The sequence below is a fragment of the Salinigranum marinum genome (genome assembly GCF_024228675.1).
Lineage (GTDB): Archaea > Halobacteriota > Halobacteria > Halobacteriales > Haloferacaceae > Salinigranum > Salinigranum marinum.
In genome coordinates, this window is record NZ_CP100463.1 from 226,397 (window position 1) to 239,038 (window position 12,642).

Consider the following 12,642-nt stretch of genomic DNA (forward strand, 5'->3'; position numbering starts at 1 on the left):
TGGTCATGGGGGAGTTGTGGGTTGGCTCCCCGACGCGTCCACACGACACACCTCGATCTCCCCCCTGCACGGTGACGGAACGGACGCCCGGTACTGAGTTCGACGGTGGGGTGTATTGAGTGTTGACACGAAATGGTGAGCCCGGTCCGTCCCCACCGGGGAGAGACGCGCCCTGGAGACGGCACGGCTCTCGAACCCCCTCGCCCCCTGAGACTTCCGAGGGCCCCGGAGATGTCGAAGATCCCGTCGATCACCGATCGACGGAGGTGGGCGCTGGGTCGGCCTGGCCGCGCCAGAGGTCGGCGTAGGTCCCGTTGGCCGCGAGGAGTTCCTCGTGAGTGCCCTGTTCGACGATCCGGCCGTCGTCGAGGACGACGATCTCGTCGGCGCTCTGGATGGTCGACAGCCGGTGGGCGATGACGAACGCGGTCCGTTGCTCGACGAGTCGTTCGAGGCTCTCCTGGATGAGTTCCTCCGTCTCGGTGTCGACGTCGGAGGTGGCCTCGTCGAAGACGATGATCGCGGGGTCGTTCAACAGCGCGCGGGCGATCGCGAGTCGTTGGCGCTGGCCCCCCGAGAGCTTCACCCCGCGCTCACCGACCTGCGTATCGTATCCGTCGGGGAGGTCGCGGATGAACTCGTCTGCCGCCGCTGCGGTCGCCGCCGAGATCACCCGGTCGCGCGCCGCCGTCTGGCCGTCGCCGGACCACTCGGCCGCGAGCGTCTCGCCGTCGCCGTAGGCGATGTTCTCGGCGACCGTGCCGGAGAACAGATACGGGTTCTGTTCGACGATCGCGATCTCGTCGCGCAAGGCCTGGAGGTCGTACTCGCGGACGTCGACGCCGTCGACGCGGACGGCTCCGTGGTCGTCACCGTCATCGTCACGCGAGTCGGCGTGATCGGTAGTCGGTCCGCTCCCGTCGACGTCATGGAACCTTGCGATGAGTTTCACCAGGGTCGACTTGCCAGCGCCGGTCGCCCCGGCGAGACCGACCGTCGTGCCCGCGGGCACGTCGAGCGAGACGTCGCGTAGGACCGGGTCGCGGTCGCCGTACGAGAACGTCACGGAGTCGAAGCCGACGTCGCCGTCGATCGAGTCGGGCGTGTACGCCGACGGCGGGCTGGTGATCGTCGGGTCGCGTCCGAGGAGTCCGAACACCCGCTCGGCACTGGATTTGGCGAGTTGGTACTTGTTCGCGGACTTGCCGACGCGGCGCATCGGCGAGTACAGCCGCCGGAGGAGGAGGAAAAACAGCGCGAAGCCGCCGAGGGTCAACGCACCGCCCTCACCCGGGATCCCCGTAATGATGTCCCTGCCACCGATGTACAACACGAGGACGAACACGACCCCGGTGAGCAGTCTGAGAGTCGCGAAGAAGCCGCGACGGATGCGGAGGGCGGCGATCTTCTCGTCGTGATACGCCGCGCTCTGCTGGGCGACACGCTCGCGCTCGAACGCGTAGCGGTCGAACGTCTTGATGACGGCCGCGCCGCCGAGGTTGTTCTCCAGCCGGGTGTTCAGCCGAGCGACCGTCTCGCGGATGGATTTGTAGCGTGGCTCGATCCACGTGAGGAACTGCCCGCTGGCCAGGCCGATGAGCGGTACGGGTGCCAGCGCGATGGCGGCGAGCGTCGGCGAGTACGTCCAGAGGATGAGCGCGATCCCACCGACGGTGGCGACCACGCGGATGAGCTGGCGGAACTCCGTGTTGAGGAACTGTTCGAGGCGGTTGATGTCGCTGTTGAGGATCGACATCATCCCGCCGGTCTGGTGGTCGACGAAGAAGTCCATCGAGAGGCGTTGCAGATGGTCGTACGTGTCGTTGCGGAGGTCACGCTGGACCTTCTGTGCGGTCGCCTGGAGCAGATACCGGGAGACAAACCGCGTGACAGACCGGAGGAGGTACGCGAGGACCGCGATCACGACGAGCTGTTCGAGGACGGCGAGCCGGGCGGCCTGGCCGGTGAGTTGGCCGGGCGGCAGCAGGCCGAGATCGGTCAGGAGTCCCGTCTCGCCCGACTGCCTGATCGCTCGGTCGATCGCGGCCGCGACCACGATCGGGGGGACAAGTCGGGCAAAGCGGGTGAGGAAGGCGGCGACGACGCCGAGCGTCAGCCGAATCCAGTACGTCCGAGTGTACGCGAGCAGGTTCACCATCGGGTGGCCGTCGACGTTGTCGCGAACGTGCTCGAAGCCACCGTGGTCGTCTGGCATCACACGTCCTATCGGATTCGTGGTGAAATATCCGGTGACTCCGGGGCGGCCGACTGTAGAGTCTGTCGGGGGCGAGGACGCGTGCGAGGTCGGTCGAGCGGACGAACGACACCGCTGAGACAGTGGCCGGGCGATCCACGGATCGCGACCCACATCAGGAGTGCCGTATCGCGTGTGTCACCGAGTCACCGAACCCACTATGTTTGCGGGGCAATACGTCACACGAGTGAGTCAGTCGCTTCGATCGCAGTTTCTTACGGTCGCTTCCCTCTCGATCGTGGTCGGCTTCGCCGTCAGTGCCGTGCTGACCCCGCCGGATCCCGCCACCCAGATACGCACGGCGCTGGTGGTCCTCCTGGTGACGGTTCTGTTCTCGTACTGGCTGGTCTACGAGCGGGAGCTCCCGCTCTGAGTTCGGTTCCGGGCGACACACGCGTCGCGTCAGGTCTCGGAAACCGCCGGCCGCCGGGCGCGTCTACGCCAATCCTGGGACGCTCAGAGGGCTGTTCTCCCCGGAGCGCGACGCGGCAAAAAGAGTTTAGTAGACACTGACGCAGGCATATATGTATGACAACTGAAACTACTGCGCAGGTCTCCCACCCGCTGGATCCGCTAGCACCCGACGAGATCGAGACGGCCGGGAGCCTGCTGAGCGGCGCGAGCGAGTTCACCGACGGAGCGCGCATTGTCAAGATCGGCCTGAACGAGCCCTCGAAGGAGGCCATCGCGAGTTACGAGGAAGCCGGCACGGAGATCGAGCGTGAGGCCTTCGCCGTCGTTCGGGACAGTCCCGAGCGCAAGACGTACGAGGCGACCGTCTCGCTGGACGACGAGGAGATCACCGCGGTCGAACACGTGGCGGGCGCACAGCCCTCGATCGCCATCGAGGAGTTCATCGAGTGCGAACGGACGGTGAAAGCCCACGAGGAGTGGCAGGCCGCCCTCGAAGACCGCGGCGTCGAGGACACCGAGCGGGCGATGGTCGACCCGTGGTCGGTCGGGTACGACTTCATCCCCGAACATATCGACCGCGACCGCCGCATGGCCCACGGCCTGACGTACGTCCGTCCCAGCGCCGCCGACGGCGACGAGGGGTACGCGAAGCCCGTCACCGGGTTACACGTCTACGTCGACCTTGACGAGATGTCCGTGATCGACGTCGTCGACCACGGCCCGCCGGACGAGGACCACCCGCTGCCGCCCGAGGAGATGCAGTACCGCGAGGCGGACGTCGAACTCCGAGAGGACCTCAAGCCGTACGACGTGGTCCAGCCGGACGGCCCGTCCTTCGCGGTCGACGGCCACAAGGTCGAGTGGCAGAACTGGGAGTTCCGCGTCGGCTGGAGCCAGCGCGAGGGGCTCGTCCTGCACAACGTCGGCTACGACGACGACGGGGAGTTCCGCAAGATCCTGCACCGCGCGTCGCTCGCGGAGATGTCGGTGCCCTACGGCACGCCCGACCGGAACGACCGCTTCAAGAACGCGATGGACGCCGGCGAGTACAACATCGGCCGGATGGCCAAGTCCCTCGAGAAGCGGTGTGACTGTCTGGGCTACATGCACTACTTCGACGCGGTGATGAACACGATGGACGGGGAGGTCAACGTGCTCCCCAACGCCATCTGCATGCACGAGGAGGACTACGGCCTGCTGTGGGAGCGGTCGGACTGGCGCACCGAGAGCGCCGAGTCCCGCCGGAACCGCCGGCTCGTCGTCTCCTTCATCGCCGCCGTCGGCAACTACGACTACGGCTTCTACTGGTACTTCTACCAGGACGGCTCCGTCCAGATCCAGGTGCGGCTGACCGGCATCGACAACGTCTCCGCGGCCCCGAAGAACAAGGATGTCAACGGCTACTCCGAGTTGGTCGCACCGCAGCTGAAAGCCCCGATCCACCAGCACTTCTTCAACTTCCGACTGGACTTCGACGTCGACGGCGTCGAGAACAACGTCTACGAGGTGGAAAACCGGACGGTTCCGACCGGGCCGGGGGGCTTCAGCCCCCACGCGGACCCGTCGGAGGACACACCCAACCCGGGCGGGAACGCCTTCTACGCGGCGGAGCGCCAGCTCGAGAGCGAGCAGGAGGCCCAGCGGCTCATCAACCCGCTCGAGGGGCGGTACTGGAAGGTCTCGAACCCCAACGAGACGAACCGCCTCGGCAACGAGGTGGGGTACCGCATCGAGCCGTACGAGAACGTCAAGGCAGCCCAGCAGGACGACAGCAGCGTCGTCCGGCGGTCGGGCTTCGTGAAGAACCACCTCTGGGTCACGCCGCACGACGAGGACGAGCGGTTCCCGGCCGGCGACTACCCGAACCAGGCCGAGGGGCCCGAGGGACTGCCCGTCTGGAGGGAAGCCGACCGCGACCTCGACAACGAGGACCTCGTCGTCTGGTACACGCTCGGGAAGAACCACGTCACGCGACCGGAGGACTGGCCGGTGCTGCCGGTACAGATGGCGAACGTCAAGCTGACGCCCGACAACTTCTTCGACCGCTCGGAGGCGCTGGACGTGCCGCCGGAACACGCGATAAACGAGGGGCACACCATCCCCTCGCGCGACGAGTTCGACGACGAGACCCCCGAGAGCGTGGACGGCACCGCGGACGACGACTGATCGCCCCCGACTCGGGCGTTCGACCGCCGAGATCACGACGAGCGGTCGTGACGTCCGCCGGGCCCCCGACTCGTGGGGCGACCGGACTGGGCGAACGATCCACGCTCACGACCCGCCGCTGGTGGTCGTGTCGGGGTCCTCACCGACGAACACGGAGAGCAGCGCGCGCTCGGCCTTCCGCAGGTGTTGGTGGAGCGTCGAGGACGCGATGTCGAGGTCGCTGGCGATCTCCTCGGCGGTGTGTTCTCGCGGCCACTCGTAGTACCCCGCCTCGAACACCGTCCGTGCGATCTCACGCTGTCTGGGGGTCAACAGCTCCGAGACGTCTCCCCGGAAGGCCGCCGGCGGTCGGTCGACCCGATCCCGCTTCGCGACGAGTTCCGCGTCGGCGTACCGCGACTGGATCGCGTCGACGACGGCCCTGATGTCGGCAGTTCCGGGGGCCGCTGCGGTCAGACGGGCGACGCCGTCCTCGGCGACGATGCCCTCTAGGACGGCCCCCGACTCGACGAGCACCTCCGGCGGTGACTGTTCGACGACGACCGTCACGTGACACTCGTCGTCGTGGTCGTGTCGGACCGTACAATCGATGACCTCGTCGGACGCCGCCGCGAGTCGCGACACGTCGGCCGCCGACGCTCCTTCGATTCGGACGTGATGCTTGATCTGCCCGGCGGCGAACGGGGTGCCACCCTGGTAGACACACCGACACCCGAGTCGGTCCGAGAGGTGGACGAAGAAGGTCCGCCCACGGATCTCGAACACCAGTTCGACGGCGGTGTCGGTCATGAGCATGTTCCGTCGGTGGAGGGCGTCGATGGCGTAGCCGACGAGGTTTCCGAGCGCCTCCAGGCCCGCCGTCGCCTGGTCGCCGAACACGTCGGAGCGCGAACTGGAGAGGACGAGGACGCCGTGGGTGCGGTCGCCGGACAGGAGCGGAACCGCGGCGACCGCCCGCAGTCGACCGCTCTCGATGCCGACCTCGTCGACGCCGGCACCTGTCGCGACGTACCGTCGGTGCACACGCGCCGTCCCCCTGTCGAGCGCGTCTGCGACGAGCCCCCCGTTGACGGCGTTCAGATCGACCGAACCACGCTCGAGCACGAGCTCGGCCCGTTCGCCGGCGGCCGCCTGTGGCGTGACCGTCTCGTCGACTTCGTCGACGCTCCCGATCCACGCCTGTTGGTACAGCTCCGACGCGACGAGATCCGCACAGACGGTCTCCTCGATAGTCCGCCTCGATTTCGCCTCGACGAGCGCTTCGAGCAGGTCCCGCACGAGGACGTTCACCCGGTTCAACGTGTCCAGTTCGTCCCGCTGGGTGCGGACGGCTCGTTCTTTCGCTTGCAGCGTCGCCTCGCGGGCGGCCCGCTCGAGCGCCGCGGTCACGATCCCCGCGAACACCTCCGCGGTTCGGCGTTGATGATCGGTGAACGTCGCCTCCGGTGCGACGACCGAGAGCGTCCCGTACTCCCCGAGTGGGAGGTGGAGGCTCGATTCCGTCTCCCCGCGCTCGTAGGGATCGGTGGCCGACGTCGTGTTTCGGACGGTGGTCCCCGAGCGGAACGCCCGACCGGCGTAGGTCGCCTCGAAATCGTACGCCGGTCGGTCTGCGAGGAGCGCGTCCGCCGCGTCCGTCGTCGCCACGCGGTCGAGCGCGTTCGCCGACTCGTCGTAGGAGCGGACACACGCCGCGTCGAAGCCGAGCACCGACGAGACGGCCTCGACGGCCTGGGCGGCGACGTCCCGCCCGGTCTCCGCACGCAGTAACTCCTCCGAGACGGTCGAGAGCGTCCTGAGTCGGCGTTCGCGCCGTTTCTGGTCGCTCACGTCCCGAACGACGAGCACCATCCCACCCCCCTCCAAGAGCGAGAGCGTGAGCTCCTGTGGGAACGTGCTGCCGTCGGTTCGCGTGCCGACCGCCTCGCCCCGCCAGGACCCGTCCTCGCGGAGTTCAGAAAGCGCCTCCCACTCCAGCCGGTTGACCTGTTCGTCGCCGTAGAGCTCCTGCCACGGGCATCCGACGAGGTCTTCCGGGTCGTCGTAGCCGTACATCCGGGCGTACGCCCGGTTCACGTAGACGAACTGCTCTTCGGGCGAGAGGATCGCCGTCCCGTCCATCGCGGCGTCCATCGCCTGTGACTGACGCCGAAGCTCCACCTCACGCTCGTGCCGCTCGGAGATGTCACGGATGCTCGCCAGTACCTGGCGACTGTCTCCGTCGCCGACGACCGAGGCCGAGATCTCGGCGGGGACGACCTGTCCGTGCTTCGTGTAACAGCTGAGTTCGCTCGTGAAGCTCGCCCCCTCCTCAAGGACGGTTTCGACGAACGCCTCCAGTCGGTCGACTTCGTGTGGGTGGACGTCCGCCGGCCGCAACTGCAGGAGTTCCTCACGCGCGTACCCGAGGAGCGAACACGCCTGTGGGTTGCACTCGACGATCCGTTCGTCGACGGGGTCGAGGATCAAGATCCCGTCGTTGCAGTGTTCGAAGATCGTCCGGTACCGCTCGGAGGCCGTGCGGAGCCGATCGGTCGCCCCACCCTCGGCGTCTCCGACGACCACGACGTACTCCACGGCCGCGTCGTCGAACGCGTACACGACGAGTTCGGCCGGAGCCGCGTCCGCCGTGTCGACCGAAAGTCGTACCGGGCCGTCCGTCCGGTCCGTCGTCTCACCACTCCAGTCAGCCGGTGGCCACGGCCCGTCGACGTACTCGCTCAGCGACTCGCCGACGAGTGCGCCGCGCGTCGTCCGGAGTCGGGCGGCCGCTCGCTCCGTCGCACCCGTCACGCGGCCGTCCGCACCGACCGTGATGAGTCCGTCCGTTGCGGGTGCTGGCCGGTTGAGAACGGTGCCGGAGTCGGGTGGATCTGTGCTCATAACCGATGTGATGACCCCTCGGAGATCGATCCCGGAGCGTGCGACCGATGGTCTACCGCGTCGGGGTTGTGTATCGGCAGAACCGAAGCGCCCGACTCAATTAATTGTTTCTCAGCGCACGAGTTCGTCCGAAGGTGGCGGTGCTGTCACCGACCCCATCGACGAGGGCGATCGGGTCGCTCCCGGAGTGAGGCGAGAGGCGTCGCTCGTCACGGGCGAACCGGTCGATTGCCGCGACACGACGAGTTATGACTGGAGGGAGAGACGTCACCCGAGAAGATCGACGGTGTCCGAGTACACGATCACGGACGGGGACACTCCGGGTGTCGTCGGGAGGCGCACCGACCGATACGACGGACGTACACGCCGGGTGGGGGACGACAGTTGGGGATCGGTTGTTCGAGTGGGCCGGATGCGGTCTGCTCTCCCGTCGACTCATCCGATCGGCAGGAGTTCGTATCCCTCTTCGACCAGGAGGGCGACGTCCGGGGCGTGTTCGTCGGGCGAGCCGAGCAGTGTCACCCCCGCCTCCTCACACGACGCCGTCGTCTCGTAGGCGCTTGCACAGAGAGCACACGCGCCGACGGTCGCGCCCAGTTCGAGGAGGTCGTCGAAGTACGTCCGCATCGGATGGTCGAGCCGTGAGACGAGTTCCCCGGGCCACGCCGTCGCGGCCCCATCGAAGTACACCGCGACGTCGTGGTCGGCCGCGGCGAGGGTCGCCGCGTATCGCAACGCGTTCGTCGCGGGTCCGGCGTCCTTCGGTCCGGCGTTCAAGAGGACTGCGTACTTGCCCATCGTTGTCGACTCGTCGTGACGGCTCGGTTTATACTGCGGCTCACCTCGGGGTAACCCGGCTGCCCGAGCGGACGGGCGCGTATTTATGCATTCGGAGGATGTGCCGGGGTGGCGCACATCGGCGGAGTCTACTGATGTTCCCGGAGCCTTCCTCAGGCCACGGAGCACCAGTATGCAACGAAACAGCCCTCCGCGGACGGGACGGTCCGACGGGGTGGTGACGCCGGCTCGGTCCCAAGAGGCCCTCGTCTCCATCACGGACGTCGTCGGGAGGAAGTGGCAGCCGGTCATCGTGTATCACCTCCACACCGCCGGCCCGCACGGGTTCGGCGAGCTGCAGGACCGGATCGACGGGATCTCACCGAAGATGCTCTCGACCAGCCTCACCGAACTCGACGAGACGCACGCACTCGTCGAACGGCGCGTCATCAGCGAAACCCCGTTTCGTGTCGAATACGCGCTCACGGCCGCCGGCGAGTCGCTCGGTTCCGTCGTCGAGGACCTCCGGCTGTGGGGACTCGAACACTGCCGGTCCTGAGGTCACTGTCTGTCCACGGTCGTGTCCGTGGCGTCGCTGGAACCGACCGCGGACAGCGTCTGCCACGGGCCCGACTCCCGCCGCGGCCTCCTCCGGGCCCTGGAAGGCCAGCGACGAGCCTGCGAGCGCGGGTCCCTCACGGAGCGCTCAAAAGCCCGCGGGTTGCTCGACCGCGACTGCAGAGCTCCCGGACTCACGCAGGGAGAGGGCGTCGACGAGTTGGGCGGCCGCCAGCCGTGCACCGATGACGTTGCCCGCGAACGGACCGACGGATCCCATCGCGAGGGCACCCACGACGTGAATCGACGACGAGACGCCGTCGGGTCGAGTCCACGCGAGCGTTCGGTCGTCAAGGACCGGCATGCCAGCCTCGCCGCGAACGAGCTCTTCCGCAGCGGCGACACGCTCGACGAACGGGTGGTCGAACGGCGACTCGAAGCCGGTCGCGAGTGCGATGTGGTCCGCCCGCAGGCACCGACCGTCGGTGACTGCGAGGCGGACGCCCGACTCGTGATCGTCCCGTGCACGCAGCACGTCTCCGTCGACGACCGAGAGCTCGTTCTCGGCGACGGCCGCCTCTATATCACGCAGCAGATACGAGGGCACTGTCCCGTCGTACCGCGCCCGACTGATGCGTCGGAGTCGGGCCCGATGGCCCGGTGGGTGGCCATGGAGCGTCTGCTCGATGTGGTTCCATCGCTGCCACCGCTGGTCCGCTTCGATCGTCCGTTCGGTGAGCCCGCTCCGGGCGAGAAGCGTGACGTCGGCCCCGCGTTCGGAGAGCGAGAGCGCCGTCTGTGCGGCCGTCACACCGCCGCCGACGACGACGACGCGTCCCCAGTGGTCGAGGTCGAAGGAGCGGTCCCAGACGTGGTCGACGGCCGACCCGTCGAGTGCCGTCGTCCAGGACGGACGGGTGTACCGGTTCCCGTGGCCGATCGCGAGCACGCACCGGTGTGCGTCCAGCGTCCCCTCGTCGGTCTCGACGACGACCCTGTCGTCGGACTCGCGGAGAGCAGTCACCCGTGCCCGGACGTGCAGGTCGTCGAGGTCGTACCTGTCGACGACGTGGTCGACGTGGTCGAGAAAGAGCGAGAGCGACGGACGGGGAGGGTAGTCGTCGGTCTCGAACAGTTCGTCAGTGCGGTTCCGCCGTGCGGCGAACAGCTCCAGTTCTAGGGGGTGGACACCGACGTGATCGAGAGACGACGAACGCATCGACTCCATCCCACACTGCGTTGCCTTCGCTCGGAAGTTCGTCGCGAGCCGGTGGTTGAGGTCCACGATGCGCAACTGGCCGTGGTCGATCTCCGTCTCCTCGAGGAGTTTGGCCGCGACGTGAATCCCGTGGAGCCCGCCACCGACGATGACGCACTCAGACGGTCGACGGTCGAGCGTGCCGCGTCCCGGGCTGTCCTCCGCTGGCCGGCCCGGGACGGCTGGTTCGTCCGGACGGCGCGTGTCGGTCGACATCTGTGCTCGTCGTCGACACGGCCTCGCCCCCAGTAACGTGGGCCTAGGTGTTTGTGCGACCCCGGCCGACGTGCTTCACCCCGGCCCGTGTCGGCGGACCAAATCGCTCGCGGGCGTCGCTCCCCGGGCTCCGCGTCGATCACGGAGCTACCCCCGCTGGCGCTCCGTTTCGATGCAGGCTCTCCAACGCGAGCGGTTCCAGACTCATCCGTGATAAATATACTTTCTCTCGATGTGCGTCCCGTTCGACGAGTTCAAAAAGAAACGTATCAATGGCTATTTAGAGTTTTTACGGATTGAAAATGTAAGACATTGATAAGCTTTGTCGAAATCGGTTTTGGTATCTAAGACGGTGTCGAACCACCGCCCGCGAGCGCTCGGGCCGGGTGTTTCGACTCGGTCGGCCGAGGGCAACTCACGCGCACAGCCCCGAAAGTGATACACACGTATGACTGTCTGTCGTTCTTTCGTCGACAATCCGGGCCGGGCGGCACCGCGTCCAAGACGGGAGACTGCCCGGTGTCCTGGGCTGTCGTGTCCGCGCCAGGCGCTCGGGCCGGTGTGGGCGGGAGAACGGATCGGCGTCCGTGAGCGTTCAGCGCCGCCCGTCGATCACTTTCGCCGCCGTCAGGATGGGGTCCCACGTCGTGTTGAACGGCGGTGCGTACGCGAGGTCGTAGTTGGAGAGTTCGCTCACGGTGAGCCCCTCGGTCACCGCACCGACGATAGCGTGACTCCGGTGGACGGCTCCCTCGCCGTACTCCGAGACGAGGCTCCCACCCAGGACGCGCCCCGATGGACGGTCGACGGTGAGTGTCACCGTCACCGTCCCTCCGTCGGGGTAGTAGCCGGCCCGGGACTTCGCCTCGATGCTCTCCGTGATCGGCTCGAAACCGGCGTCCCGGGCGACGTCGTGGTCGAGGATGCCCGTCCGGGCGGCTTCCATCTCGAACGCTTTGACCGCGGCCGTCCCCGCGACACCCCCGCCATCCGTCGGTCGTCCCGCGACCGTCCGGCCGATGGCTCGTCCGTGTCGGTTGGCCGTCAGTGCGAGCGGGACGTACACCGCTTCCCCCGTGACGACGTGTTCGGCCTCGGCGCAGTCGCCCGCGGCGTACACGCCGGGGAGGTTCGTCTCCCGGGAGGCGTCGGTCGCGATGGCACCCGTCTCGCCGAGTTCGACACCGGCCGCCTCGGCGAGGTCCGTTCGGGGCCTGACCCCGGTCCCGACGAGGACCATCTCGACCGGGACGCGGGTGTCGGCCGTCACGACCGCCTCGACGGCCCCGTCACCGTCGAGTTCCCGGACCTCCGTGTCGAGGGAGACGGCGACGTTCTGTCCTGCGAGATGGTCGAGCACCGCCTCGCTGGTCGCCTCGCTGAAGGGTTTCAGCACCCGGCCGCCGCGCTGGAACAGGTGAACCTCGAAGTCGTTGGCCGCGAGCGCCTCGGCCATCTCGACGCCGATGTAGCCGCCGCCGACGATGCCGACCGGTCCGTGACACGTCTCGAGGAACTGGCAGGCGGGGCCGCGGTCGGGTTGCTGGAGGTTCCCATCCGACCGCGCCCGGGCGACGTACTCGCGGAGTTCCTTCCCATCGGACATCGACCCGAGCGTGTAGACCCCCTCACGGTCTACCCCTTCGATCGGGGGTGTGACCGCCACCGAACCGGTCGCGACGAGGAGGGCGTCGTACGCCTGCGTCACGTCTCCGTCGTCGTTCCGGGCCGTGACGACCGCGTCGTCGGGATCGATATCGACGACTTCGTGGCCGGTGCGGAGGTCGATGTCTCGCTCCTCGCAGAACTCCTCGGGCGTGACCGACACCAGGTCGTCGAGCGACTGGATCTCCCCTTTGATATAGTACGGGAGCCCGCAGGCACCGTAGGAGACCCACTGCCCCTTCTCGAAGACGACGACGTCGAGATCGGGGTCGTCACGCTTTGCTTTACTGGCCGCGGACATCCCGGCGGCGTCACCGCCGACGACGACGAACGTTGACACGGAGAACGGATCGGGAAGCGAGGAGATAAAGCTCGGGTGGCTGTGCGCTCGTCGTCCGTGCCTTTCGCGGCTGTGCGATCGGGGTGACCCCCCGCGCGAGGTTCTTTATCG

At 67.5% G+C, this 12,642-nt stretch carries 8 protein-coding genes; 3 read left to right on the top strand and 5 right to left on the bottom strand.

The window, feature by feature from the left end:
- Positions 1-250: 250 nt before the first annotated feature.
- Entirely contained in the window at positions 251-2,215 is a 1,965-nt protein-coding gene (locus NKJ07_RS23285; protein WP_318570946.1) for an ABC transporter ATP-binding protein, read from the bottom strand.
- A 226-nt stretch (positions 2,216-2,441) separates the two neighbouring features.
- Here NKJ07_RS23285 and NKJ07_RS23290 point away from each other — a divergent pair, with 226 nt between their 5' ends.
- Positions 2,442-2,627, top strand: a complete 186-nt coding sequence (locus NKJ07_RS23290) for a DUF7534 family protein (protein ID WP_318570947.1) — start codon at positions 2,442-2,444, stop codon at positions 2,625-2,627.
- 155 nt (positions 2,628-2,782) lie between these two features.
- Positions 2,783-4,834: a primary-amine oxidase gene (locus NKJ07_RS23295; RefSeq protein ID WP_318570948.1), complete on the top strand. Its 2,052-nt coding sequence runs from the start codon at positions 2,783-2,785 to the stop codon at positions 4,832-4,834.
- Positions 4,835-4,939: 105 nt separating this feature from the next.
- Here the strand turns inward: NKJ07_RS23295 and NKJ07_RS23300 are convergent, their stop codons facing one another.
- Both NKJ07_RS23300 and NKJ07_RS23305 read right to left on the bottom strand, forming a co-directional pair.
- Positions 4,940-7,717 (bottom strand): PAS domain S-box protein, encoded by a 2,778-nt coding sequence (locus tag NKJ07_RS23300; protein WP_318570949.1) that lies wholly within the window; start codon positions 7,715-7,717, stop codon positions 4,940-4,942.
- 435 nt (positions 7,718-8,152) lie between these two features.
- Positions 8,153-8,515, bottom strand: coding sequence for a DsrE family protein (locus tag NKJ07_RS23305; protein ID WP_318570950.1), 363 nt, complete (start codon positions 8,513-8,515; stop codon positions 8,153-8,155).
- A gap of 172 nt (positions 8,516-8,687) precedes the next feature.
- Here NKJ07_RS23305 and NKJ07_RS23310 point away from each other — a divergent pair, with 172 nt between their 5' ends.
- A complete protein-coding gene (locus NKJ07_RS23310) occupies positions 8,688-9,053 on the top strand; it encodes a winged helix-turn-helix transcriptional regulator (RefSeq protein WP_318570951.1) in 366 nt (121 codons plus the stop codon).
- A gap of 147 nt (positions 9,054-9,200) precedes the next feature.
- Here the strand turns inward: NKJ07_RS23310 and NKJ07_RS23315 are convergent, their stop codons facing one another.
- The gene (locus NKJ07_RS23315; RefSeq protein ID WP_318570952.1) at positions 9,201-10,526 is read right to left on the bottom strand and encodes an FAD/NAD(P)-binding protein; all 1,326 of its coding nucleotides are present in this window, start codon (positions 10,524-10,526) and stop codon (positions 9,201-9,203) included.
- Between the two features lie 595 nt (positions 10,527-11,121).
- Positions 11,122-12,492: an FAD-dependent oxidoreductase gene (locus NKJ07_RS23320; protein ID WP_318571169.1), complete on the bottom strand. Its 1,371-nt coding sequence runs from the start codon at positions 12,490-12,492 to the stop codon at positions 11,122-11,124.
- Positions 12,493-12,642 lie beyond the last annotated feature (150 nt).